At 60.0% G+C, this 24,478-nt stretch carries 29 protein-coding genes; 16 read left to right on the top strand and 13 right to left on the bottom strand.

Annotation, left to right across the window (positions count from 1 at the left end; all coding sequences use genetic code 11):
- Positions 1–4: 4 nt before the first annotated feature.
- The 3 genes from fabI to AC1DTN_RS26640 form a co-directional block, all read right to left on the bottom strand.
- On the bottom strand, positions 5–823 hold the full coding sequence (gene fabI, locus AC1DTN_RS26650) for an enoyl-ACP reductase FabI (RefSeq protein ID WP_007817957.1): 819 nt from the start codon (positions 821–823) through the stop codon (positions 5–7).
- Between the two features lie 122 nt (positions 824–945).
- A complete protein-coding gene (locus AC1DTN_RS26645; RefSeq protein WP_477923279.1) occupies positions 946–2,115 on the bottom strand; it encodes a DnaJ C-terminal domain-containing protein in 1,170 nt (389 codons plus the stop codon).
- Positions 2,116–2,402: 287 nt separating this feature from the next.
- Positions 2,403–2,861 carry an RT0821/Lpp0805 family surface protein gene (locus AC1DTN_RS26640; protein WP_007817961.1) on the bottom strand — a complete coding sequence of 153 codons (459 nt, stop codon included), beginning with the start codon at positions 2,859–2,861 and terminating at the stop codon, positions 2,403–2,405.
- Between the two features lie 64 nt (positions 2,862–2,925).
- On the opposite strand from AC1DTN_RS26640, the gene pdxH reads away from it, so the two are divergent.
- Entirely contained in the window at positions 2,926–3,546 is a 621-nt protein-coding gene (pdxH, locus tag AC1DTN_RS26635) for a pyridoxamine 5'-phosphate oxidase (RefSeq protein WP_113323067.1), read from the top strand.
- Positions 3,547–3,551: 5 nt separating this feature from the next.
- Here the strand turns inward: pdxH and AC1DTN_RS26630 are convergent, their stop codons facing one another.
- Positions 3,552–4,586: a polysaccharide deacetylase family protein gene (locus tag AC1DTN_RS26630; RefSeq protein WP_477923278.1), complete on the bottom strand. Its 1,035-nt coding sequence runs from the start codon at positions 4,584–4,586 to the stop codon at positions 3,552–3,554.
- 232 nt (positions 4,587–4,818) lie between these two features.
- On the opposite strand from AC1DTN_RS26630, the gene AC1DTN_RS26625 reads away from it, so the two are divergent.
- The 3 genes from AC1DTN_RS26625 (at position 4,819) to AC1DTN_RS26615 (ending at position 7,069) form a co-directional block, all read left to right on the top strand.
- Positions 4,819–6,105 (top strand): serine hydrolase, encoded by a 1,287-nt coding sequence (locus tag AC1DTN_RS26625; RefSeq protein ID WP_439014257.1) that lies wholly within the window; start codon positions 4,819–4,821, stop codon positions 6,103–6,105.
- A gap of 62 nt (positions 6,106–6,167) precedes the next feature.
- Entirely contained in the window at positions 6,168–6,485 is a 318-nt protein-coding gene (locus AC1DTN_RS26620) for a pyrophosphatase (RefSeq protein WP_477923277.1), read from the top strand.
- 59 nt (positions 6,486–6,544) lie between these two features.
- Positions 6,545–7,069, top strand: coding sequence for a hypothetical protein (locus tag AC1DTN_RS26615; RefSeq protein ID WP_477923276.1), 525 nt, complete (start codon positions 6,545–6,547; stop codon positions 7,067–7,069).
- Between the two features lie 9 nt (positions 7,070–7,078).
- On the opposite strand, the gene maiA is transcribed toward AC1DTN_RS26615, so the two are convergent.
- From maiA to AC1DTN_RS26595, 4 genes are all read right to left on the bottom strand, one after another.
- Positions 7,079–7,723 (bottom strand): maleylacetoacetate isomerase, encoded by a 645-nt coding sequence (gene maiA, locus AC1DTN_RS26610; protein ID WP_310378403.1) that lies wholly within the window; start codon positions 7,721–7,723, stop codon positions 7,079–7,081.
- A 22-nt stretch (positions 7,724–7,745) separates the two neighbouring features.
- The gene (locus AC1DTN_RS26605; protein WP_477923275.1) at positions 7,746–8,237 is read right to left on the bottom strand and encodes a GNAT family N-acetyltransferase; all 492 of its coding nucleotides are present in this window, start codon (positions 8,235–8,237) and stop codon (positions 7,746–7,748) included.
- A gap of 10 nt (positions 8,238–8,247) precedes the next feature.
- Complete coding sequence (gene tldD, locus AC1DTN_RS26600) at positions 8,248–9,663, bottom strand: metalloprotease TldD (protein ID WP_477923274.1); 1,416 nt, start codon at positions 9,661–9,663, stop codon at positions 8,248–8,250.
- A gap of 81 nt (positions 9,664–9,744) precedes the next feature.
- A complete protein-coding gene (locus AC1DTN_RS26595; RefSeq protein ID WP_439014262.1) occupies positions 9,745–10,407 on the bottom strand; it encodes an invasion associated locus B family protein in 663 nt (220 codons plus the stop codon).
- A gap of 314 nt (positions 10,408–10,721) precedes the next feature.
- On the opposite strand from AC1DTN_RS26595, the gene coxB reads away from it, so the two are divergent.
- From coxB to AC1DTN_RS26565, 6 genes are all read left to right on the top strand, one after another.
- On the top strand, positions 10,722–11,615 hold the full coding sequence (coxB, locus tag AC1DTN_RS26590; RefSeq protein ID WP_113323075.1) for a cytochrome c oxidase subunit II: 894 nt from the start codon (positions 10,722–10,724) through the stop codon (positions 11,613–11,615).
- A 16-nt stretch (positions 11,616–11,631) separates the two neighbouring features.
- The gene (gene ctaD, locus AC1DTN_RS26585; protein ID WP_007817983.1) at positions 11,632–13,335 is read left to right on the top strand and encodes a cytochrome c oxidase subunit I; all 1,704 of its coding nucleotides are present in this window, start codon (positions 11,632–11,634) and stop codon (positions 13,333–13,335) included.
- 65 nt (positions 13,336–13,400) lie between these two features.
- On the top strand, positions 13,401–14,357 hold the full coding sequence (locus AC1DTN_RS26580) for a heme o synthase (protein WP_037105949.1): 957 nt from the start codon (positions 13,401–13,403) through the stop codon (positions 14,355–14,357).
- A complete protein-coding gene (locus AC1DTN_RS26575; protein ID WP_007817987.1) occupies positions 14,357–14,494 on the top strand; it encodes a hypothetical protein in 138 nt (45 codons plus the stop codon). The genes AC1DTN_RS26580 and AC1DTN_RS26575 overlap by 1 nt, the downstream gene beginning before the upstream one ends.
- A 4-nt stretch (positions 14,495–14,498) precedes the next feature.
- A complete protein-coding gene (locus AC1DTN_RS26570) occupies positions 14,499–15,104 on the top strand; it encodes a cytochrome c oxidase assembly protein (protein WP_113323077.1) in 606 nt (201 codons plus the stop codon).
- Between the two features lie 57 nt (positions 15,105–15,161).
- A complete protein-coding gene (locus AC1DTN_RS26565) occupies positions 15,162–16,040 on the top strand; it encodes a cytochrome c oxidase subunit 3 (RefSeq protein WP_113323078.1) in 879 nt (292 codons plus the stop codon).
- A gap of 127 nt (positions 16,041–16,167) precedes the next feature.
- Here AC1DTN_RS26565 and AC1DTN_RS26560 read toward each other — a convergent pair whose 3' ends face one another.
- On the bottom strand, positions 16,168–16,779 hold the full coding sequence (locus AC1DTN_RS26560) for a GNAT family N-acetyltransferase (protein ID WP_439014263.1): 612 nt from the start codon (positions 16,777–16,779) through the stop codon (positions 16,168–16,170).
- A 205-nt stretch (positions 16,780–16,984) separates the two neighbouring features.
- Complete coding sequence (locus AC1DTN_RS26555) at positions 16,985–17,626, bottom strand: chloramphenicol phosphotransferase CPT family protein (protein ID WP_439014264.1); 642 nt, start codon at positions 17,624–17,626, stop codon at positions 16,985–16,987.
- A gap of 126 nt (positions 17,627–17,752) precedes the next feature.
- Here AC1DTN_RS26555 and AC1DTN_RS26550 point away from each other — a divergent pair, with 126 nt between their 5' ends.
- From AC1DTN_RS26550 to rnhA, 5 genes are all read left to right on the top strand, one after another.
- A complete protein-coding gene (locus tag AC1DTN_RS26550) occupies positions 17,753–18,133 on the top strand; it encodes a DUF983 domain-containing protein (RefSeq protein ID WP_477923271.1) in 381 nt (126 codons plus the stop codon).
- Positions 18,126–18,878: an SURF1 family protein gene (locus AC1DTN_RS26545; protein WP_113323081.1), complete on the top strand. Its 753-nt coding sequence runs from the start codon at positions 18,126–18,128 to the stop codon at positions 18,876–18,878. Before AC1DTN_RS26550 ends, AC1DTN_RS26545 begins: the two co-directional genes overlap by 8 nt.
- Before the next feature lie 61 nt (positions 18,879–18,939).
- Positions 18,940–19,944: a 4-hydroxy-3-methylbut-2-enyl diphosphate reductase gene (gene ispH / locus AC1DTN_RS26540; protein ID WP_113323082.1), complete on the top strand. Its 1,005-nt coding sequence runs from the start codon at positions 18,940–18,942 to the stop codon at positions 19,942–19,944.
- Between the two features lie 64 nt (positions 19,945–20,008).
- Positions 20,009–20,974, top strand: a complete 966-nt coding sequence (locus tag AC1DTN_RS26535) for a homoserine kinase (RefSeq protein WP_477923270.1) — start codon at positions 20,009–20,011, stop codon at positions 20,972–20,974.
- Entirely contained in the window at positions 20,971–21,423 is a 453-nt protein-coding gene (gene rnhA / locus AC1DTN_RS26530; RefSeq protein WP_477923269.1) for a ribonuclease HI, read from the top strand. The genes AC1DTN_RS26535 and rnhA overlap by 4 nt, the downstream gene beginning before the upstream one ends.
- Here the strand turns inward: rnhA and AC1DTN_RS26525 are convergent, their stop codons facing one another.
- The 3 genes from AC1DTN_RS26525 to AC1DTN_RS26515 form a co-directional block, all read right to left on the bottom strand.
- Positions 21,424–22,500 carry a zinc-binding metallopeptidase family protein gene (locus AC1DTN_RS26525; RefSeq protein WP_477923268.1) on the bottom strand — a complete coding sequence of 359 codons (1,077 nt, stop codon included), beginning with the start codon at positions 22,498–22,500 and terminating at the stop codon, positions 21,424–21,426.
- Positions 22,501–22,586: 86 nt separating this feature from the next.
- Complete coding sequence (locus tag AC1DTN_RS26520; RefSeq protein ID WP_477923267.1) at positions 22,587–22,778, bottom strand: CsbD family protein; 192 nt, start codon at positions 22,776–22,778, stop codon at positions 22,587–22,589.
- 89 nt (positions 22,779–22,867) lie between these two features.
- Complete coding sequence (locus AC1DTN_RS26515; protein WP_007818010.1) at positions 22,868–23,473, bottom strand: YqgE/AlgH family protein; 606 nt, start codon at positions 23,471–23,473, stop codon at positions 22,868–22,870.
- Between the two features lie 141 nt (positions 23,474–23,614).
- Between AC1DTN_RS26515 and AC1DTN_RS26510 the strand changes: the two genes are divergently transcribed.
- A complete protein-coding gene (locus tag AC1DTN_RS26510) occupies positions 23,615–24,454 on the top strand; it encodes a protein-disulfide reductase DsbD domain-containing protein (RefSeq protein ID WP_439014266.1) in 840 nt (279 codons plus the stop codon).
- The last annotated feature ends 24 nt before the right edge of the window (positions 24,455–24,478 follow it).

Raw genomic sequence — 24,478 nt, 5'->3', positions numbered from 1 at the left:
CGCCTCAGTCCTTGATGACAGAAATATCAGGCGCGTCCACAGCCTTCATGCCGATGACATGATAGCCGCTGTCGGCATGATGCACTTCACCCGTCACCGAACGGGACAGGTCCGAGAGAAGGTAGAGGCCGACATCGCCCACTTCCTCGATGGTCACGGTACGGCGCAACGGCGCATTATACTCGTTCCACTTGAGGATGTAGCGGAAATCGCCGATGCCGGAGGCAGCAAGCGTCTTGATCGGGCCTGCCGAAACAGCGTTGACGCGGATGTTCTTCGGTCCGAGGTCGACGGCGAGATACTTCACGCTGGCTTCAAGAGCCGCCTTGGCGACGCCCATGACATTGTAATTCGGCATCACCTTTTCAGCACCGTAATAGGTGAGGGTGAGCATCGAACCGCCTTCCGTCATCAGCTTCTCGGCGCGGCGAGCGACCGAGGTGAAGGAGTAGACGGAGATCTGCATGGTCTTTGCGAAGTTGTCGGCCGACGTATCGACGTAACGGCCCGTCAGCTCGTCCTTGTCGGAAAAGCCGATCGCGTGCACGATGAAATCGATCTTGCCCCACAGCTTCTCGACGTTTTCGAAAACGGCATCGATCGTGGATTCATCGCTGACATCGCAATGGCCGACCATGACGGCGCCGATTTCGGCAGCCAGCGGCTCCACGCGCTTCTTCAAGGCATCGCCCTGGTAAGTGAAGGCAACTTCTCCGCCCTGCGCATGAATGGCCTTGGCAATACCCCACGCAATCGAACGATTGTTGGCGACACCCATGATGACGCCGCGTTTGCCTGCCATGAGGCCGGATGCTTGAGCCATATTTCGCTTCCCTAGGAATTCTGATGATCCTGCCTATGGCATAGGCCGTTAATCGGTTCAAGCAGGCCCAAGATCATCAACTGTTAGGGATCGTAACAAAGGGTGCGATTGTCACCGAAATTTCATAAAAACAGCCCTTCACGCATGCTCCGCATGAGATCAGTGACTTTAGCGTCGGGTTTTTCCCACAACATAATACGCAATTCGACGACGAGATCGCCTTTTCCGCCGCTGTCGTTAGGCAGACCTTGGTCGGGAATGCGGATAGTCTTGTCGGAGCCGGACCAGGCAGGGACTGTCACATTGAGCGGTCCCTGCGGACCGTCAACGCGCGCCTCGGTGCCAAGCACTGCGTTTTCGATGTTGAGCGGCAGCACGGCATGCACGTCGAAGCCATCGACGGTAAAGCGCGGATCGGGCGCGATGTGGATATTGATGACGGCGTCGCCGCGTTGCATGCCCGGCAGCTTGAATCCTTGCCCTTTGAGCCGGACCTGATGGCCTTCAGTCGTGCCGGCCGGAAGGGCGAAGCCGACTTCGCGGCCCTCCGGAAGGGAAACTGTCGTCCAGCTTCCCTTCATGATGTCTTCGATCGTCACGGTTGCGGTCGCCACTTCATCCGGCGCCTTCTCAAGGCCTGGCTGGCCGGCGCCGGTGAAGCGGCGCACGAGCGAGGTCAGCAGGCTGAGCGGTAGCGACATGTTGGCGCCAGTGCCGGTGGTGGACTCGGTCTGATCGTCCTCCGCCCTGGCGGTTTCGGATTCCGCTGTTTCCTGTTCCGGCTGCTTGGCCGCCTCGGCTGCATGCGGCCTGGCTTGTGCTTGCTGAGAATGCGCTTGCTGGGCGTGCGATTGCGCCTGGGCGCCAAAAATGCGTTCGACCATCTCTTCTGCGGCTTCGGTTGTGCCTGCCTGCTGCTGTTTGGCACCTGCTGCTGCGGCCTTCTGCGCATTGGCATTGGCGCGCGCAAGCTCTTCCATCACGCGCTCGGCATTGGCCTGCGCGGCCTTGGCGCGGACGGCGGCCTCACGGGCAGCCTGGCGCTGCTGCATGATCGTCTGTTCCTGCTTCTTGGCTTCTGCCATGCGCACGGCGCTGTCGAAGAGATTACGCTTTCTCGGATCTTTCAACGTTTCATAGGCGCGGCCGATCTCGGCGAAACGTGCGGTCGCCGTCGGGTCGCCCTGATTGTGATCAGGATGCACGGCCTTGGCCATGTTGCGCCAGGCAGTCTTGATTTCGTCTGCTCCTGCGTCGCGCTTGACGCCCAGCACCTTGTATGGATCACGCATTGTTCGCACCACCGCTGTCGCAATCCGGGAGGCATGTTCCTCGTGGCCGTTCCCGGAAACCGAATCTCAATTCATGACGCGCCGTCCGGTTCGCTCTCGCGACAGGAAAGCCCGCTCGTTGGGCGATCGTGCGGTAGAGTTGCTAATCACTTCTTATTTCCGAAGTTGGATATGGGGTGTTTTGCCGCGAATGGTTAGCCTTTCACTAAACATTGAGGCGAATCGGCACGGCACATTAACCCTGACGTGTCAGGGGCGCATCGTGCCGGAACAGGTGGACAGTGGGATCAGCTTTCCGGCTGGAAGCTCAGAAGCTGCCAGTTGCCGCCACCGACAAGGCAGGTCTTGCCGTAGAATTTGGCGATGCCGACATAGGAATGCCGCGTCGTGCGGAACTGGCGGCAAACCTGGCCGGCGTCATTATTCTCCACGATCGTGTCGATGATGCCGGCGCTGCCGGTGGACGCATTGGCCCAGGGAAGCGGCTGTCCTTCGAGCTTCTGGATATCGGCAGACGTCACGGCGTTGCGCACCGTCATCTCGTCGGAAAGCGTATCGGTGCTGGGCGCTGGCTGCGGCACCGTGCCGGTCGCAACCGAACGGTCCACCTTTGACGAACTCAGGAAATCGAACCCTCCGGCCACGCAGCCGGAAAGTGACAGAATCGCGATACCGACGATGGAGAGCCTGAAGCTGCGGCGCAGCGAACCCTTTGTATGGCGATGTGTCTTTGCTATGACTTCCACCCTGTATCCTTCCCCAGCTTCGAAAGCTGGGTCAGTTTTCATAAACCGCGGGATTTGAATTAATATGTCGGAAAACGGGTTAACAGGTGGTGACTTTACCGAAAGTGAAGAGCCCTTCAAGCTCTTTGGGGAATGGTTGAAGGAGGCGGAGGCTTCCGAAGTCAACGACCCCAATGCTGTCGCGCTCGCGACGGTCGATGAAGATGGGCTGCCCAATGTCCGCATGGTTCTCCTGAAGGGTTTCGATACCGACGGATTCGTCTTCTACACGAATTTCGAGAGCCGGAAAGGTCGCGAAATCTTGGGGCAGAAGAAAGCCGCCATGTGTTTCCACTGGAAAACGCTGCGCCGCCAGGTGCGCATTCGCGGCCCTGTCGAATTGGTCACCGATGCCGAGGCCGACGCTTATTTTGCGACCCGCGCCCGCGGCAGCCGTATCGGCGCCTGGGCTTCCAAGCAGTCGCGCCCGCTCGAAAGCCGCTTCGCGCTGGAAAAGGCCGTTGCCGAATATACGGCGCGTTACGCCATCGGCGACATCCCGCGCCCGTCTTACTGGTCCGGCTTCCGGATCCGCCCGACCTCGATCGAGTTCTGGAAAGACCAGAAGTTCCGACTGCACGACCGCGTCGAGTTTCGCCGACCGACGCCTGAGGGGGCCTGGGACAAGGTGCGAATGTATCCGTAAAGGGCTTATTTCCCGAGTAGTTTCAATGGAATGCCTGATGCCAGCGCCGAAACATAGCGTGGCTTTTGGTAAAAGCCGTTGAGCGAGATGCGCGGCATATAGGTGGGCAAGCTTGCGGTCGGAAAGCCTGGCTGCGTTGTTACTGCGATGGCAAATCCGAGCTTTGCCGCAAGGTCCGCTTCGCGGCCCGTTGCTGCCTCGGGCGTGCCGTAGGGAAAAGCGATCGTCCGGGGGCGGGTGCCGGTGATCGACTCGACATAATCGGCCGAGATTTCCATCTCGATCCGAGCTTCCGCATGCGGCAGGCGGGCAAGCGCCCGATGGCTGATCGTATGGGCGCCGAGACTGGCGAGCGGGCTTGCCGCGAGCTCGCGCAATTCCTGTGGCTCCATGACCAGTTCCCGCGTGATATCGACCGGCTCTATACCGTGGCGCCGCGCCAGCGCATCCACCTCCGAGATGGCGCGGCTCTCGTCTTGCCTGTGGATAAACTCGGCAAGCCGGTCGAAGGCGTCCCATTTCCGGACGGGCGTATCGAGCGCCAGCCTCTCTCTGCCTAGGCCGAAATTGAACTCGATGCTGTTCTCCCTGCCGAGCAGCAGCGCTAGCGTCTCCCACCAGATGCTGTGCGAGCCTTCGGCAAAGCCTTGCGCAATGAAAACCGTAAAGGGTGCGCCATGCCGTTCGAAAACGGGCAGGGCATGGACGAAATTGTTGCGATACCCATCATCCAGCGTGAAGGCGGCGAACAGGCGATCGTCCTGCGCGTCCGACAATAGGGAGGGCACCGCATCGAGCGGCACGAAACGATAGCCGCTCCGCTTCAGCCGCCGAAGCGCCGCGTCTAGAAATTCCGGCGTGATTTCAAGATGTTGGTTTGGCTCGAACGGTTGGGCGATATGCGGACGTACATGATGGAGTGTGAAGATGACGACGCGTCCGCAGGCCTCTTTCATGAGCCCGGCGGCATTCGCCAGCCAGGCCGCTTCCAGCCCGCCGCCGATCGCGATGCGCTTCAGACGCCGCTTCCACTGCCCCATTTTTTCCGTGACCCCGCTTTGTAATCGTGTCACACAGACTATCAATGCCGCCGTTAAACCTTGCTGAATCCGATTGGAAAGCGGTTTATTTACCGGCCTTTAACCAAGCGAAACAAAAGCTTGGAAAAAACTTGGGCGTTGCCTCAAAGTCGCGCCAGATTGTGGGCATCTGTCACAATACGGGACATAATTCCGGTTGTAGCGACTCGCCGGATATAATGAGGGGAAGTGCATGAGAAGGCTTTTGGCTGCCATTTTGACCGCGACGCTGGCAATTACTGCACCCGTTGCGGCCTTTGCCGGAAGCGCTTCCCTCGTGCTCGATGCCCGCACCGGCAAGGTCCTTGCGTCCGAAAACGGTGATACGCTGAACCATCCGGCCTCGCTCACGAAGATGATGACGCTCTATCTCACCTTCGAGGCGCTCAATCGCGGCAAGATCACCTGGGATACACCGATCACCATGTCGAAATATGCTGCCTCCCGTCCGCCGACGAAGCTCGGGGTGAAAGCGGGCGGTACGATCACAGTGCGCGAGGCGGTCTATGGCATGATCGTCAAGTCGGCCAACGATGCTGCTGCCGCCATCGGTGAAAAGCTCGGCGGTTCGGAAAGCAATTTCGCCCGGCTTATGACCCAGAAGGCCCGCCAGCTCGGCATGAGCCGCACGGTCTTTGTCAATGCATCTGGCCTGCCGGACGCGCGTCAGATCACGACTGCGCGCGACATGTCCACGCTCGCTGTGGCGCTGCTGAAGAATTATCCCAGCGAATATCGTCTCTTCTCCATTGCAAGCTTCAATTTCCGTGGCCAGACCATCCGTGGCCACAATAATCTCATGTATCGCTACCAGGGCATGGACGGCATCAAAACCGGTTATACCAATGCGTCCGGCTTCAACATCGTCAGCGCCGTGAAGGACGGCAATCGCCGCGTGGTCGGCGTGGTTCTCGGCGGCCGTACGGCCCGCAGTCGCGACGCCAAGATGGCCGGATTGTTCGACCGCTATATGGGACGTGCCTCCTCCGGCAGCGCCAAGCTGACCGCCAGCATCAATGCAAAACAGCAGGTCGAAGTCGCCTCGGCCGCGGATGAGGCCGATGTTCCCGCGCCGGCGATCGCGCCGCGCGTTGCGGGCGAGGCAGCAGCACCCGCACCGAAGGCGCTCGGTTATGCCGATAACGGCGTTATCCCGTTGGAGCGCCCGGCGGCAATGGACGAGATCATGAATGCCGGCAAGGCGCCTAAAGCGCCAGTCGGCAAGGCAGGTGGCTGGCAAATCCAGATCTCGGCTGCTCCGAGCGCCGATGCTGCCCGCGCGCTTCTTGCGCAGGCCCAGTCCGAGGCAGGTGCGCCGCTCGTTTCCGCCTCGCCCTACACCGAAGCTGTGGGGAAGGGGCCTGGCACGATTTACCGCGCCCGTTTCGTCGGCTTCCAGAGCAAGGAAGATGCGACCTCCGCCTGCGATGCCCTGAAGAAGCGCTCATACGACTGCATGCTTCTGCCGAACCAGGGCTGAGCTGGCTACTCTGGACAATTTCCGGGAATCGGCGCTCTCCTCATAAACAAAAGGAGAACGTCATGCTGCAGCGCCTCGCCGACCAGTTCGAAACATCATCCTCCGCTTACGCCGCCGCCAACGACATTGAGCGTGATGCCGACTGGTTTCTGCTGAAACTGCAGGAGGAGATGGGCGAGTTGACCCAGGCTTGGAACCGCCTGACTGGCCGCGGCCGTGCCAAAGGCCGCTCGCCCGAGGAGATGGAACTCGACCTTGCGGACGAAACCGCCGATATCCTCGGCCACCTGCTGCTTTTCGCCCGTCGCCATGACATCGATCTCTCCGCTGCGATCGAGCGGAAATGGAGATTTAAGCCGGCGCGAACGTGGGAGAGCTAACCCGTGTCGCTTGGGGATGGGACACATACATGCGCTGGATAGGGCAGGCGAGCGCTTCCGTGGATCTCGTCGGTGACCCGGCGCGGCTGGAAGTTTGGGAAAATGTCTGGAAATATTGGACGATCGTTGCGTTAAATGCCGTGATTTGCGCCGTCCTTGTCCTGATCGCCAGCAGTGCAATAGACGTCCAGGCTTTCCCTGCACTCATGGCCGGTCTTGCTCTCGTCTTCATGCCGGTTCAACTCGCCCGCTCGATCTACCGAGGCTCGAAGATCACCTTCTGCAGGCCGATCGTCGTCTTATCATCCGAAGGCATTCAGCATCAGGGGCTGTCGGTCAGCCTTGGCTGGCGGTCGATCAGCCAAATCAGCAAGGTGAATCGGGCACGCACGCGGGAGAGAACACTGCGACTGGTCGTTCGAGATGACGCCGATCCAAAACTTTTGAGTGATCTTTTCATCTGGAACTGGGGGATACTGCCGAGGACGATTTTCGTTCCGTTGGATCAGATCAAGAGCTATTCGGCCAACGATGCGGCATCAATTATCGATCGGTATTTCAAAGAATCCACTCATTCGGCTTAGTGGCATAATTTAAGCGAGGTCATCCGGCTTCGGGAAATCTGGTTGCGCCTCCGGCCTTGCCGACCGGAATGCCTCAAGCACCACGCAGCGCTGCTCGACCGAAAGCAATAGGGGATAGGGCGAAAGATCGTGGCCAAGACGACGGGCATTGCTCATCTGCGGAACGAGATGCAGGTCAGCCCAGCCGGGACGGTTGCCGAAACAGAAGGGCGACTGGATTTCGCGCTTCGCGAGCGTTTCTTCGAGTGCGGTGAAGCCAAGACCGAGCCAGTGCTGCGCCCATCGCTTTACCTCTGCCTCGCCGCCGCCGCGCTCGTCCATCAGGAAACGCCGGACGCGCTGGACCGTCAGGGAGTGCATCTCTGAAGCAATATGGGCCGCAAAACCTCTTGCCTGCGCACGCAGTACCGGATCCTCCGGTAGGAGGCTCGGGTCGGGATAGCTCTCCTCTATGTAGGCGAGGATGGCCGACGACTGTGGCACGACGTGGCCGCCGATATCCAGCGCAGGCAGAAGCCCCTGCGGATTGAGTCGGTGATATTCGCCGGCTTCAAGCGATCCGACGGGAATGTAGCGATAGGAAATACCTTTGAGATTGAGCGCGATCCGCACCCTCTCCCCTGCCGAATTCTGCCATCGCGAGATCAGCCGCATCAAAACCTTCTGAAAGCTCGAGTCAGCCGAGCTTATATTGGTAGAACTTGCTGTCCACCGCCATCAGCGGGAACGAGCGCGGCAGGGCGCTCTCGCTAATCTCAGCAAACCCGTTCTTCTCATAGAACCGGTGCGCGGCAACGAACTTGTCCGTCGTGCCGAGGAAGATGTCGGTTACGCCGACTTCACCGGCATGAGCAAAGAGCGCCGCGAGCAGCCGGGTGGCCACACCATGTTCGCGGCCTCGCACCTCGGCTGCCACGAACATCTTCCGAAGAGCCGCCTGGTTGTTGCCGATATCCTTGAGGCCGACCGTGCCGACAATGGCGCCATCCTTCACTGCGACCCAAAATTGACCCTTGCCTGACTGGTAGAAGTCGGGAATGACGCGCAGGTCCGGCTGCGCGTCGGCGGTGATGTCGATGTCGAATTCCTCGCGCTGGATCRGCAGGATGACCGAGATCACGCCGTCGGCATCGTCAGGAGCGAAGGTTCTGATCTCGATTTCGACCATGAGTACCGCCTCAAGCCTGAGTGCCGCCGACGGTCACCTGATCCATGCGCAGATGCGGCTGGCCGACGCCGACAGGCACCCACTGGCCCGCCTTGCCGCAATTGCCGATGCCGGTATCGAGCTTCATGTCGTTACCGATCATGGAAACACGCTTCATCGCATCCGGGCCGTTGCCGATCAGCATGGCGCCCTTGATCGGCGCGCCAATCTTGCCGTTTTCGATGAGATAGGCCTCGGTGCAGCCGAAGACGAATTTGCCCGATGTGATATCCACCTGACCGCCACCGAAGGAGACGGCATAGACGCCCTTCTTGACCGAAGAGATGATCTCTTCCGGCGTCTTGTCGCCGCCGAGCATATAGGTGTTGGTCATGCGCGGCATCGGCACATGCGCATAGCCTTGGCGACGGCCGTTGCCGGTCGGCGTCATGCCCATCAGCCGGGCGTTCTGCCGGTCCTGCATGTAGCCGACGAGCTTGCCGTTTTCGATCAGCACGTTGTAGGCGGACGGCGTGCCTTCGTCGTCGATGGTGATAGAGCCGCGGCGGCTGTCGATCGTGCCGTCGTCGACGACGGTCACGCCCGGTGCCGCCACCAWCTGGCCGAGGAGGCCCGCAAAGGCAGATGTCTTCTTGCGGTTGAAGTCACCTTCGAGGCCATGGCCTACGGCCTCGTGCAGCATGACGCCCGGCCAGCCGGAGCCGAGCACGACATCCATCGTGCCAGCCGGCGCATCGATCGCTTCGAGATTGACGAGCGCCTGCCGCAGCGCCTCATCTGCGCCGTGCTGCCAGCTTCCGGTCGCGATGAAATCGCCGAAACCGATGCGGCCGCCCTGGCCATAGGAGCCGCTCTCCTGCCGGTCGCCGTCGCCGACCATGACGGAGATGTTGATACGCGTCATCGGCCGGATGTCGTGTACGCGATGGCCATCGGCGCGCAGGATATCGACCACCTGCCAGCTTGCCGCAACCGAAGCCGTGACCTGCCGCACCTTGTCGTTCTTGCCGCGCAGATAGGCATCGATATCGGTCAGCACCTTCACCTTCTCCTCGAAAGTCGGTGAACCGATCGGGTTCTCGTCTGTATAGAGCTTGCGGTTCGTGCCCTGGGGCGCGGCAGCATAGCTGCCGGAATAGCCGCGCGTGACGGCGCCGACCGCGTCGGCTGCCCGCTTCAGCGCTGAGGCGGAGAGATCGCCCGCATGCGCGTAGCCGACAGCTTCACCTGCCACTGCGCGCAGGCCAAAACCCTGTTCAGTGTTGAAGCTGCCGCCCTTGAGGCGACCGTTATCGAAGGTCAGCGATTCCGCCTGCGCGTGCTCGATGAAGAGCTCGCCGTCATCGGCGCCGGAAAGCGCCTCGGCGACATGCTTGCGCATTGTCGCTTCGTCGGCATCAAAAAGCGTCAGGAGATCGGTGGTCATGGTCTTTTGCTCCGCAAGAAGAGCGGGAATGCTCAATAGCCGATGTAGGTCTGTTGTGCTGCGCGAGCAAGCCCCGCCAAATCAGGGCAGAGCGTCGTAGCCTTCCGCGAACCCCTTGAGGTCGACAGGAATGCCGATGCCTTCTTCCGGCGTCTGGAAGACGATGAAGGTCGCCTGCGCGCCGCTGCGGAAGGTCTTGAGCAGCTCGTCTTCAAGAACGACTTCGGCATAGCAGCCGTCGGCGAAGCAGCGCACGAAATAGGCGCGGCCGATATCCTTGCCGTCGACATTGAGGCCGAGGCCGTTCGGCAACAGCACGCCGAGCGGTGCCAGCACGCGCAGGATCTTCGACTTGCGGTCAGCCGTCTTCAGGACGACGACGGACAGGCCTACTTCCGGACGGTCTTCGGCGATGACATTCTGCATCAGCGCACACTGCTCGGTCGAGGCACCCGCCGGCTTGTCGCAGACGACGGACCATGCGCCATGGTTGGAACGGACCGTGCCGGGTGCCGGTGGCTGCGCCTGGCTAGGCGTCACCTGCTCGACGTTCGGCGTCGTTGACGGCGCGGGCTGCTGTGTCGGGGCGGGCTTCGGAGCAGGCGCGGCGGGACGCGACTGCGCGGGCGCCGGCGTCTGCTGAGCGAAAACGGGGCTCGTCGCGGCGGTCGCGATGCCCGCGGTCAGTACAAAAGACCGCGCGAGGGAACGGAAACCCATGAAAACCTCTGGATATCGAATCATTGCCGCTATTTGTGAAGCTGCCCACAGAAAATGAAAAGCCCCACCCCGTGAAAACCGGGGGACTGCGGCAGAAATAGGACCTCGCCAAAAGAATGTGCAGCCCGCGGATTGGCCCTGAAGCGCGTTTTTCGTATGCTGATGAAAAGCTTGCAATGTTTTGCCGTGACTGGGGAGGCAGTCTTTGAGCAAATATGCCGCATAGACAATTGCTTCTGCCTGTTGCGGCGGATGCCAAACTGTGGTTTGAAGCGCAGAAGATGGCAAGGATTCTGCGTCCGATTTGATGCAGATCAGCGCTCGAGGGAGATTACAAGGTGATTAAGAAGGCTTTTGCAGCTCTGACCGCGCTGGTCTGTCTGCTTTTTGCTTCCGGCACATATGCCGATCAGCCGATGCCGTGGCAGGCTACCCTGCAGCCGGCAGCGACGCCGATCATGCGGGAGATCCACTGGTTCGAACAATACACGCTGTGGTTCATCGTTCCGATCACGCTGTTTGTTCTCGTTCTCCTTCTGGTCGTCTGTTTCAAGTTCCGTGCTTCGGCAAACCCCGTTCCCTCCAAGACGAGCCACAATACGGTGATCGAAGTCATCTGGACCGTGGGGCCGGTCTTGGTACTTCTCTTCCTTGCCATTCCCTCCTTTACCCTGTTGACCGCGCAGCTCACCCTGCCGGAAAACCCTGATGTGACCATCAAGGCGACCGCGACCCAGTGGCAGTGGAACTATGAATATGAAGGTTCGGGCGAAACGCCTGTCGCCTTCGACTCCTATCTTCTGAAGGAGCCGGATCGTGCCGCTGCGGGCAAGACGGATCTTTCCGTCTATCCGCGCCTGCTCGCCGTCGACAACGAACTCGTGCTGCCAGTCAACAAGACCGTTCGCGTTCTCGTCACCGCCGCGCCGACCGACGTCATCCACGCTTTCGCCATGCCGTCCTTCGGTGTCAAGATCGACGCCGTTCCGGGCCGCCTGAACGAAACCTGGTTCCGCGCCGAGCGCGAAGGCCTCTTCTACGGCCAGTGTTCCGAGCTTTGCGGCAAGGACCATGCGTTCATGCCGATCGCCATCCGCGTCGTCTCCGAGGACAAGTACAAGCAGTGGCTGGCTTCGGCCGCCAGTGACTTGCCCGGCGCCTACAAGACACTGATCGCCGCCGCCGATGGTCCTGCAAAGACCGTTGATGTCGCTGAAAACGTCGCAAAGTAAGATAGGGATCGGGACAATGGCTGGACCTTCCGCTCACGACGATCATTCTCATGATCACCACGCTCATGACGCTCACGCGCATGACGACCATCACGATCACTCTCATACGCCGAGCTTTGCCGATCGCTGGTTCTTCTCCACGAACCACAAGGATATCGGCACGCTCTACCTGATCTTCGCGATCTTCGCCGGTATCGTCGGCGGCCTTCTCTCCGTTGCCATGCGCATGGAGCTGCAGGAGCCGGGCATCCAGATCTTCCACGGCCTGGCCTCCATGGTCTACGGCTTCGAAGGCGATGCTGCCATCGATGGCGCCAAGCACATGTTCAACGTCTTCACTACCGCTCACGCGCTGATCATGATCTTCTTCATGGTCATGCCGGCGATGATCGGCGGTTTTGCCAACTGGATGGTGCCGATCATGATTGGCGCGCCTGATATGGCCTTCCCGCGTCTGAACAACATCTCCTTCTGGCTGATCGTTCCGGCCTTCCTGCTGCTGGTCATTTCGATGTTCGTCGAAGGCCCGGCCGGCGCATACGGTGCAGGCGGTGGCTGGACCATGTATCCGCCGCTCGCAGTCGGCGGTCAGCCGGGTCCGGCAGTCGACCTTGCGATCTTCTCGCTGCACATTGCCGGCGCCTCGTCGATCCTCGGTGCGATCAACTTCATCACCACAATCCTCAACATGCGCGCTCCCGGCATGACGCTGCACAAGATGCCGCTCTTTGCCTGGGCCGTGCTGATCACCGCCTTCCTGCTGCTGCTCTCGCTGCCGGTTCTGGCAGGCGCCATCACCATGGTGCTGACCGACCGTAACTTCGGCACGGCCTTCTTCGCGCCGGAAGGCGGCGGTGACCCGATCCTCTACCAGCACCTGTTCTGGTTCTTCGGTCACCCGGAAGTCTACATCCTGATCCTGCCGGGCTTCGGCATCGTCAGCCACATCGTATCGACCTTCTCGAAGAAGCCGGTCTTTGGTTACCTCGGCATGGCCTACGCCATGGTCGCCATCGGTGCTGTCGGCTTCGTCGTCTGGGCTCACCACATGTACACGGTCGGCCTGTCGCTCGACGCACAGCGCTACTTCGTCTTCGCAACGATGGTCATCGCCGTTCCGACCGGCGTGAAGATCTTCTCCTGGATCGCAACGATGTGGGGTGGCTCGATCACCTTCCGCACGCCGATGATCTGGGCGATCGGCTTCATTTTCCTCTTCACCGTCGGTGGCGTGACGGGCGTCCAGCTCGCAAACGCCGGCCTCGACCGTTCGCTGCATGACACCTACTACGTCGTGGCTCACTTCCACTACGTTCTGTCGCTCGGCGCCGTCTTCGCCATCTTCGCTGCTTGGTATTACTGGTTCCCGAAGATGACCGGCTACATGTATAGCGAGTTCCTTGGCAAGCTGCACTTCTGGGTCATGTTCATCGGCGTGAACCTGGTGTTCTTCCCGCAGCATTTCCTCGGCCTCGCCGGCATGCCGCGCCGCTACATCGACTATCCGGATGCATTTGCCGGCTGGAATTATGTCTCGTCGATCGGCTCCTACATCTCCTTCGTCGGCGTGATCATCTTCCTTGTCGGTGTCTGGGAAGCCTTCGCCAAGAAGCGCGTTGCCGGTGACAATCCGTGGGGTGAGGGCGCAACGACCCTCGAGTGGCAGCTGCCTTCGCCGCCGCCCTACCATCAGTGGGAACAGCTTCCGCGCATCAAGTAAGATGCCGGATCCAGACGCCGCAGGCCTCTGCGGCGTCTGGCGATTGAGGAATTCAGGACGGAATGATGACGGTAATCGACAATCACGAGGCTCTTGCTGAAGACGGCGATTTTCGCCTGTCGGAAGCCAGTGCACGCGATTATTTCGAGCTTCTGAAGCCGCGGGTCATGTCGCTCGTGGTCTTCACGGCCTTTGCCGGCCTGGTGCTGGCGCCGGACCACATCAACCCCGTTCTCGGCCTGATCGCCATTCTCTGCATTGCCGTCGGTGCAGGCGCATCGGGTGCACTGAACATGTGGTATGACGCCGACATCGACGCCGTCATGAGCCGCACCGCCAAGCGCCCGATCCCGGCCGGCCGCATCAAGCCCAAGGAAGCCCTGGCCTTCGGCCTCGTGCTCTCCTGCTTCTCGGTGACGATCCTGGGCCTCGCGGTCAATTGGCTGTCGGCCTCGATCCTTGCCTTCACTATCTTCTTCTATGCCGTCATCTACACGATGTGGCTGAAGCGCTCGACGCCGCAGAACATAGTCATCGGTGGCGCGGCCGGCGCCTTTCCGCCGATGATCGGCTGGGCATGCGTGACGAATTCCGTCACGATCGAAAGCACCGTCCTCTTCCTCATCATCTTCCTGTGGACGCCGGCGCATTTCTGGGCGCTTGCCCTCTTCAAGATGCGAGATTACGAAGCGGTTGGCGTGCCGATGCTGCCGAACGTGTCCGGTGAGCGCACCACCAAGCACCAGATCGTTGCCTATGCCGTGCTGACGGCCATATGCGCGGTGCTGCCGACCTTCCTCGGCTTTGCCAGTGTCGGTTATGGCGTGGTGGCCGCGGCACTCGGTGCGGTCTTCATATACTGTTCCATCGCCGTCTGGCGCATGCCCGACGGCGATCTCAAGATGATCCCGGCGAAGAAGCTGTTCGGCTTCTCGATCTTCTATCTCTTCGCCGTGTTCTCCGCGCTGATGCTCGACCGGCTGGTCGCCATGCTGGCCTCGTATGCAGGAGGCTCGTTCTGATGGAATTGGTCAAGCTTACTGAAGCGCAACGCAAGTCGCGCCGCAATCGCAACATTGCGCTCGGCGTCGTGCTCGCCGGTCTGGTAATCCTTTTTTACGTCATCACCATCGTCAAGTTCCTCGGACATGGAGGCTGATGAGATGAGCGACGCCGTCAACACACCGAAGAAGCCGCGCAACAACGCTGCCGTCGTCTTCATGTGCCTGAGCTTCGTCGTCGGTATGGGCGCGGCAAGCTATGCCGCCGTGCCGCTCTATCGGCTCTTCTGCCAGGTGACCGGCTATAACGGCACGACACAGCGTGTTGATCAGGTTTCCAGCGTCATTCTCGACCGTACGATGCGTGTCACCTTCGACGCCAACGTCGCTCCCGGCCTGCAATGGGAATTCAAGCCGGTCGAGCGCGAGGTCAATCCGAAGATCGGCGAGACCATCCAGGTCAATTTCATTGCCGAAAACCGTTCCAACGAAACCCAGCGCGGCCAGGCGATCTTCAACGTGACGCCGGGCGAGGCGGGCGCCTATTTCAACAAGGTGCAATGTTTCTGCTTTAATGAAACGGACCTGAAGCCGGGCGAGAAGCTTGAAATGCCGGTCGTGTTCTACATCGATCCGGAGATTACCAAGGCCGCTGAATCGAAAAGCATTCACACGGTCACGCTGTCATACACGTTCTATCCTAAAGAGGGTCCGAAGCCGGTGGCTTCGAATGAGGATGGAACGGGACAGGCTGAAAAGAAACTTTGATTGAGGAGTGTTTCCGGCCGTGCCGGAAGCGGAGAAGGAAGACACCGGGGATCTGACATGGCCGATGCTCATCAGAAGAATCACGACTATCACATCATAGCTCCGAGCCCGTGGCCGATACTGGCCTCGCTCGGCGCATTCCTGATGGCCTTTGGCGGCGTCGGCTACATGCGCTACCTGAACGGCGGCTCGCTGCATGTTTTCGGTATCGAATGGGCGCATCCGTGGCTCTTCTTCATCGGGCTGGCTGTCGTTTTCTACGTCATGTACGGCTGGTGGTCTGACACCGTGAAGGAAGCCCATGAGGGCGCCCATACACGCGTCGTGTCGCTGCACCTGCGCTATGGCATGATCATGTTCATCGCTTCGGAAGTGATGTTCTTCGTCGCTTGGTTCTGGGCCTATTTCGACGCCAGCCTCTTTCCGCACGAGGCCATCCAGGCTTCGCGCCTTGCCTATACCGGCGGTGTCTGGCCGCCGAAGGGCATCGAGGTTCTCGATCCCTGGCACCTGCCGATCTACAACACCGTCATCCTGCTGCTCTCGGGCACGACGGTCACCTGGGCTCACCACGCTCTGCTGCACAACGACCGCAAGGGCCTTATCCAGGGCCTGACGCTGACGGTCCTGCTCGGCGTGCTCTTCTCCTCCGTCCAGGCCTATGAATATGCCCATGCTCCGTTCGAGTTCCGCAACTCGATCTACGGCGCGACCTTCTTCATGGCCACCGGTTTCCACGGCTTCCACGTTCTGGTCGGCACCATCTTCCTGCTGGTCTGCCTCCTTCGTGCGTTGCGCGGTGACTTTACGCCGAAGCAGCACTTCGGCTTCGAGGCGGCCGCCTGGTACTGGCACTTCGTCGACGTCGTCTGGCTGTTCCTGTTCTTCTGCATCTACGTCTGGGGCGGCTGGGGCGCACCGGTTGCGGCAGGCTGATCGAGACCGGATAGAAATCAAAAAAGGCGGGTGCTCACTGACCCGCCTAACCGAAAGTGGAATACTCCTTGTCGCAAGTATCGGCGCGAAACTCCGACTTTTGCGGTTTTTGCGACAGGAGTTTAATCTAGCGAACTTCGGAGCATTCACGCTCGGAAAGTTTGAGCCGCATCAACGGTCGTCTCGGAGATCGGCGCGCGATCTCCGAGAATCCAAGCTTCGTAAATACCGAGGCGATACCGACAAAACCCTCCCCCCACGTCAGAGGTTTTTCGGGATCGATGGCGCAGGCGTCAACTGCAACCGCATTATTGGCTATCGCGAATTCAACGGCGGCACTGGCAAGATGCCGCATAAGGCCTTGCCGGCGGTAGCCTGTGCGAATGAAAAAGCACGTGATGGCATAGACACTCGAAGCATCAGGCTCACTCACATCTTCCAGCGGCCGTGAAGTTTTTGCCTCTTGAAAGCGTGAGAAGCCAGGCCGAGGGCCGATCGCACACCAACCGACCGCTGTCCCGCGATGATATGCAATCAGCCCCGGTGGCGGCCCAGCCTCCACTATCGCCCGGAAAGCATCTTTCCGGCCAGTTCTCTCCATTGCCTTGTAGTCAGCGCCCTTGATGCGAGGCCACATGCACCAGCATCCCGAATTGGCTCCGCGCAATGGACCAAAAAGGTCTTCAAGATCGGCCCAACGATCGGCCGTCAGTGGGTGGATATCAAACGTATCAGGCATTCCGCCTCTCAAAGGTATCTCAGTCGGTCGCGTAGCAGACAGCCTGAAGTTTATTGCTGTCGGGGTCGATGTAATATCGCGGATCCCGACATCTTCATCCCGGCATGAATTCAGCAAAGCTATACCCTTGCTGACGACAGTCTGTCAGTAGGGGCAGGCTGTCATTTAATCCCAAGCCTCTTTGTCTTAACTGCTGCTCTTCGTCTTACCGTTGGCCAGCCAGCCTCTCGAAGGCCGAAGGCTCGGGAATGCCGAGGTCCAGCTGATGGCGGATCGCCTCGGCGCATTCGAGCGCCGTCAGCACGGATGTATCAACCTCCATGTCGTAGAGGCCGGGGCGATGCACCTCGTCCTGCCAGCGCTGTACTGGTTCCGGCACGGGTGCCTCCCCGGTGGCGCGCAGGTAGAGGGTCTCACGCCCTTCCTCCGCGATTTCCCGCCGCTGCATGATCGTCTCGATCGGACATCTGACGCCGACGAACAGCACGGGAAAACCGTCCAGTCGTCTGGCGCAGTCGCCGAGGATGCCGAGTGGCTGCGAGTAGCTGTCGTGGTGGCCGAGGTCGGCGACGACGTTGAGCCCCAATCCGGCATGGATGGCGATCGATTCATAAAGCGCTGCATAGAGGAACGGCACGAGTTCTTCGAGATCCGGCCGCTCGCCGCCGGGCCTCAATCCGATACCGGGCAGGTAGCGCTTTGGCGTCATGGAATTATAGGTATCGACGCCGAGGTTGATCCACGGCCCCTCGAATTCTTCCTGGATTGCGCGTGCAATGCTGGATTTGCCGCTTCGCGGTGCGCCGTTCAGGATAATGATCTGTCCGGCATGGCTGTCGTTGGTCATCAGTCTTCTTCTTCTGTTTGGCGCGAATCGCTGAGGCGAAATCGCGCAGGTATTTCCATTCGGGATGCGAATACTTTATGGGAGAGTTAAGGCAGACGACGAAAAGCCGCCTGCATGGAGATCGGCATGAACGAAGATAGCGCACAATTTCCACCGGTCGATCCGGTCAAGACCGGCATCAAGGGATGCTGCCCGCGCTGCGGTCATGGGCAGCTCTTCGATGGCGTGCTCGGCCTGAAACCGAGCTGCGCCGCCTGCGGGCTGGATTATTCCTTCGCCGATGCAGGCGATGGTCCCGCCGTCTTCGTTATCCTCATCGTCGGCTTCATCATCATCGGTTCGGTGCTCTGGCTGCAGGTCAATTATGCGCCACCGATCTGGGTTCACATTCTGCTCTTTGCTCCGCTCACAATCATACTCTCCCTGCTGGCGTTGCGCTGGTGCAAGGGCATCCTCATCGCCATGCAATATCGCCATAATGCCCGCGAGGGACGCCTGAGTGACTGACATCGAGAGTCCGGCCCCGCGCCGCAAGCTGCCGGTGTTTACCGGCATAACCGTTCTCATTGCGCTCGCCATCCTGATCTCGCTCGGCACCTGGCAGGTGGAGCGTCTTCACTGGAAGGAAGGCCTGCTCGCCGATATAGCCGAGCGCCGAGCCGCAGCCCCGGTTCCGCTTGCCGATATCGAGGCCATGGCCGCTCAGGGCGGCGACATCGAGTATCGCACGGTCACGGCCACCGGCCGCTACATCAACAACAAGGAGCGCCATTTCTTCGCCACCTGGCGTGGCCAGACCGGCTATTACATCTATACGCCGCTGCAGCTCGCGGATGGGCGCTACCTCTTCGTCAACAGAGGCTTCGTTCCCTATGAGAACAAGGAGCCGGAAATGCGGATGCAGGGCCAGTTGACGGACCAGCAGACGGTAACCGGCCTCGCGCGTGCCAAACTCCCCGGCAAACCCTCCTCGCTCGTGCCTGACAACGACGTGGCGAAGAATATCTTCTACTGGAAAGATCTTGATGTGATGGCGTCGAGCGTCGACCTCGACAAGGCTGATGTCTTACCCTTCTTCCTCGATGCCGATTCCACGCCCAACCCGGCGGGCTTTCCGATCGGCGGCGTCACGCAGGTCGATCTGCCGAACGACCATCTGCAATATGCTTTCACCTGGTACGGGCTGGCTGCGGTGCTGCTCGTTGTCGTCGCCATCTCCTGGTTCCGTCCCCGCAAGGGTGCAGCGCAATAGTATCGCTTCAATTCCGACCCATATTGGGTTAGAGGTCCCTGAAGCTTAACCTGGGTATGTTATGAACATTGCGGCAAAACCTCCGTTGACGATCAGGCTCTGCGGTCCGCGCGGCTTCTGCGCCGGCGTCGATCGGGCGATCCAGATCGTCGTGCTGGCGCTGAAGGCTTACGGCGCGCCTGTATATGTCCGCCACGAGATCGTCCATAACCGCTATGTCGTGGAAGGGTTGGAAGCCAAGGGAGCGGTCTTCGTCGAGGAGCTTGACGAGATCCCGGCGGAACATCGTGCCCAGCCGGTTGTCTTTTCCGCCCATGGCGTGCCGAAATCCGTGCCCGAGGATGCGAATGCCCGCAACCTGTTCTATCTCGACGCAACCTGTCCGCTGGTCTCCAAGGTCCACAAGCAGGCGATGCGCCATAATCGCCTCGGCCGCCATGTCGTCCTGATCGGCCACGCCGGCCATCCCGAAGTGATCGGCACCATGGGTCAGTTGCCCGAAGGCACTGTTTCGCTCATCGAAACTGTCGAGGATGCGGACGTTTATCAGCCGGTCGATCCCGATAATCTCGGCTATGTCACGCAGACGACGCTTTCGGTCGACGACACCGCCGGCGTCATCAAACGGCTGGAAGAGCGCTTCCCCAAGCTACAGGCTCCGGCCGCTGATTCCATCTGCTATGCCACGACCAACCGCCAGGAAGTGGTGAAGGAAGCAGCCCCCGGCTGCGATCTGTTCATCATTGTCGGCGCGCCGAATTCGTCCAATTCCAAGCGGCTCGTCGAAGTGGCACTCCGGGCAGGCGCGAAGAAGTCGATCCTCGTGCAGCGTGCTTCAGAGCTCGACTGGGATGAGATCGGCCCGATTGCCACGCTCGGCCTGTCCGCCGGTGCTTCCGCCCCGGAAGTGATCGTCAACGAGATCATCGAGGCCTTCCGCACACGCTTCGATGCCCGCGTCGAGCTTGCCGAAACCGTGCAGGAAAACGAGCACTTCCTCGTCAATCGCGAACTGCGCAGCCTTGAATTGACGACGGCTGACATGGCATTCGTGAACGGGGAATGAGGTGAGGGGCCCACCCTCCGTCCTGCCTACCTGATGACACCGCTTCTACAGTGAGATACCCACCTTGGCAGTTTATACCGATATCGCCGAAGACGATCTGAAATGGTTTCTCACCGAATATGATGCCGGTACGCTGCTCTCTTACAAGGGCATCGCGGAAGGCGTGGAGAATTCCAATTTCCTGCTGCACACATCCAAGGCGCCGCTCATCCTGACGCTTTACGAGAAGCGGGTGGAAAAGAGCGATCTGCCCTTCTTCCTCGGCCTGATGCAGCATCTGTCTGCCGGCGGCCTGTCCTGCCCACTGCCGCTGCCGCGCAAGGACGGCGCGCTGCTCGGCACTCTGTCGGGCCGTCCCGCCGCACTCATCTCCTTCCTTGAAGGCATGTGGCTCAGAAAGCCGGAAGCCAAACACTGCCGCGAAGTCGGCAAGGCGCTGGCGCAGATGCATGTTGCTGGTGAAGGTTTTGCACTGACGCGGCCGAATGCCTTGTCGCTGGAAGGCTGGCAGACGCTCTGGGACAAATCCGAGGCACGCGCCGACGAGGTCGAGTCGGGACTGCAGAACGAGATCCGCAGCGATCTCAATTTCTTGCGGGCCTATTGGCCAAAGGATTTGCCGGCTGGCGTCATCCACGCCGATCTTTTCCCTGACAACGTCTTCTTCCTCGGCGACGAGCTCTCGGGCCTCATCGATTTCTATTTCGCCTGCAACGATCTGCTCGCCTATGACGTCTCGATCTGCCTCAATGCCTGGTGCTTCGAGAAGGATGGCGCCTACAACATCACCAAGGGCATGCAGATGCTGGAAGGGTACCAGAGCGTACGGCCGCTGAGCGAGGCGGAGATTAAAGCTCTGCCGGTTCTCTCCCGTGGCTCGGCGCTGCGCTTCTTCCTGACCCGTCTCTACGACTGGCTGACGACGCCCGAGGGCGCGATGGTCACCAAGAAGGATCCGCTGGAATATCTGCGCAAGCTGCGCTTCCACCGCCAGATTTCCTCGCCCGCCGAATATGGACTGAGCCTATGAAGCACATCGATATCTTCACCGACGGGGCATGCTCCGGCAACCCTGGCCCCGGTGGGTGGGGCGCTGTGCTGCGCTACGGCGAGGTCGAGAGGGAACTCTCCGGTGGCGAGGCTGAAACCACCAACAATCGCATGGAGCTCCTGGCTGCCATTTCCGCACTGACTGCCCTGAAGGAGCCCTGCGAGGTCGATCTCTATACCGACAGCGCCTATGTGAAAGACGGCATTTCCAAATGGATCTTCGGCTGGAAAAAGAACGGCTRGAGGACATCGGACAATAAGCCGGTGAAGAATGCCGAACTCTGGCAGGCGCTGGAAGAGGCCCGCAACCGGCACAAGGTGACCCTCCATTGGGTCAAGGGCCACGCCGGCCACCCCGAAAACGAGCGTGCTGATGAGCTCGCCCGCAAGGGTATGGAGCCTTTCAAGAAGAGCAAGAAGGCAGGCTGATCAGGCCGCCTGCCGCTGCTCTGCCGTAGCATTCCGTATCAGCCGGTGCATATATTCGAGCTTTGTCACGACAGGCGGTGACAGCACGAAGGGATAGGAATCCGGCTGTCCCATGCTGCGCTGGATCGCGTTGATCGCAAGGCTGAGTGGCACCCAGGCGCCGACAAGCTGTTCGACGCTCTGTGCCCGATAGGGATTGAAATCCACTTCACCGGCGATTTCTTCATGCCCGCGCGGATCGATCGCGATGCCGAAGCCACGCGCCGTTTCCAGTGTATCGACAATGTGCAGGTAGTGCGCGAAGCATTCTGCGAAATCTTCCCAAGGGTGAACGGAAGCATAGGCGCTGATGAAGTTCTCTTGCCAGCCTGCAACTGGCCCATTGGCATAGCGATCCTGTAATGCGGCGCCATAGTCCTGCCGCTCATCGCCGAAGACTGCGCGGAACTCGTCGAATCCATTGCGATCGCGGACCAGCTTGTTCCAGACGAAGTGCCCGGTCTCGTGGCGGAAATGGCCGAGCAGCGTGCGATAGGGTTCATCCATCGCCATGCGCGCCTGCTCGCGGGTCACATCGTCTGCTTCCGCTGCGCGGATCGCGATCAGCCCGTCCTCATGGCCGGTGATGGCCGGTACGACATTGCCGTCATTCTGCACGGTGTCTTCGAGAAAATCGAAAACGAGGCCGCCTTGCGGGTCTTCCCGCCGGTTGGGATGCGGCAAGTTCCAGCGTAGTAGCGAATAGAAGAGGTGGCGCTGCGCCTGGCTGATGCGGCGCCAGCGGTCGATCCCATCTTGCGTGTCGGTATTCGGCACCAGCCGGTTATGCCGGCAGGCGATGCAAAAATCATTGTTGTCATCGACCAGCCAGTTGCAGATGTCGAGGCCCGCATTGGCACAGAACTGCACAAGCCGGTTCGGATCGGAGACAAGCTGCCAGTTCGTCTCGTCGCGCGATTCCAGCGCATGCATGGAAAGATCGCGCGCGAAGAAGCCGAGGCGATGGTTGCAGCGCACGCACTGCCTGTTGTCGAAATGGATGACCTGATCGCAATTGTCGCAGGCAAACAGCCTCATGGCAGCCCCCTACAGGCAGGATATGATGGAAAATGCCCGCCGCACACGGATGCGACAGGCATTGCACCTATGAATAAGATAGGGCGTCAGAGCCGGTCGACAGCGCCTTCCAGCTTGTCCTTGACCTTGCCGCTCGCGACCTGGGCCTTGCCCTTGGCTTCCTGCATGGCGCCTTTGGCCTGCATTTCGGGGTTGCCGGTGGCCTTGCCGGCCGTCTTCTTCGCCTTGCCGGCCATCTCGTTGACCTTGCCGGAAATCTTGTCGCCAGTGCTACCCATTTGTATGTCTCCTCTCGGATCACGGACGGAGTATCCGTGTTTGCCGACAGGAAACGCCAGTGAACGAGTTTCGTTCCGGAATGATGCAGTCAGGCGTGGCCGGCTTCTGCAGAAAGCATGGCAGGCGTGATACCCATGCTGGCAAGCGCCCGCTCATACTTGTCATCGAGGCAGCGATCGAAGATCAACTCCTCATTGGCCGCGCAATTGAGCCAGCCATTGGAGGCCACCTCGTTTTCGAGCTGGCCCGCACCCCAGGAGGAATAGCCGAGTAGCATGGTGGCCCGCTTGGGACCGCCGCCCTTGGAGATGGCGCGCACGATATCGAGCGTTGCCGTCAGGCAGATATCGTCGCTGACGGGGATGGAGGAATCGCTGACATAATCGTCGGAATGCAACACGAAACCACGACCGCTCTCGACCGGCCCACCAGTCTGGATCGGAAACTCCCGCGCATCTTTCGGCAGCACGATGGAATCTTCCTGCTTGATCATGTCGAGATGCAGCAGGACATCGGTGAAGGTCAGGCTCTGCGGGCGATTGATGACAAAGCCCATGGCGCCTGCATCCGAATGGGCGCAGATATAAATCACTGTGCGTGCGAAGTTGCGATCCTCCATGCCGGGCATGGCGATCAGGAACTGACCGTCGAAAAATCCGCGTTCCCGTCTGTTCTTCAGCGTTGCTAGGGACATGGTTCCTCCTGCCGCCAGACCGCACAAAGGCTCCGACAAGAGAAACATGGGGCAATGTCACAAATCAATCAACTGAAAATGAAGATTTATATGGGCGGGACTTCTGGCGGCAATTGGCAAGTTTCGGTAAACCCTTGTTCCATGAGAGTTATTTCATTGCTCGCGCGCGCGCCATTAATTGCAGTCATTTCGGCTGCGTCCATGCTCGGATTGCTGCGTCAGGCGCATGCGGAAATGAGCGACTGGGCGGAGAACGAGGGTGGCCGCATGCGTCTCGTGGCGCTGCCGCCGGACGCTGATGGCCATATAAGGGCAGGCCTGCAGATCGAGCCGAAGCCTGGCTGGATCACCTATTGGCGTGAACCGGGCAATAACGGCATCCCGCCGCAGATCACCATCGCACCGCAAAGCGGTGTAACGCTGGACGCCATTTCCTATCCCGTTCCGAAACATATCTCCAGCGGCAAGGTCGAGGATATCGGCTATGAGACACCGGTGACCCTGCCATTATCGCTGACGGCTTCGAAAGTGGGACCGGTCGTTCTCGAAGCCACCGCTTTCATCGGCATCTGCAAGGATATCTGCATTCCGTTCCAGGCGCAGCTTTCATTGAAATTTGGTACTGTCGCCCAGTCGCGCCCGCAGGAGGAAATGATCCTTCAGAGCGCCGCTGGCCGCCTTCCCGAAGCGCCGTCTGCCGATTTCGAGGTCGTGGCACACGGGATGTCACCCGACCTGAAGCAACTCTCGCTGAAGGTTACTCTGCCGGAAGCAGGGAATGGAACGCCCGAAATCATCGTCACCGGCCCGAGCGGTTACGCCTTCACCAAGCAGATGAATGTGGGGCGCAGCGGCAAGGCCTATTCCGCCGATATTGCCATCGGAAAGCTACCGAAAAACTACGATATCAAGGGCAAGCAGTGGGGGGTACTGATCGTTGACGGCGTCCGCGCCATGGAAACCACGCTTGCCTTTGATTGACCGCATCTTATAGTCCCTCTCAAT

It is taken from the genome of Rhizobium sp. 01T444 (assembly GCF_056398305.1).
This window is presented reverse-complemented; position numbering and strand designations above follow the sequence as displayed.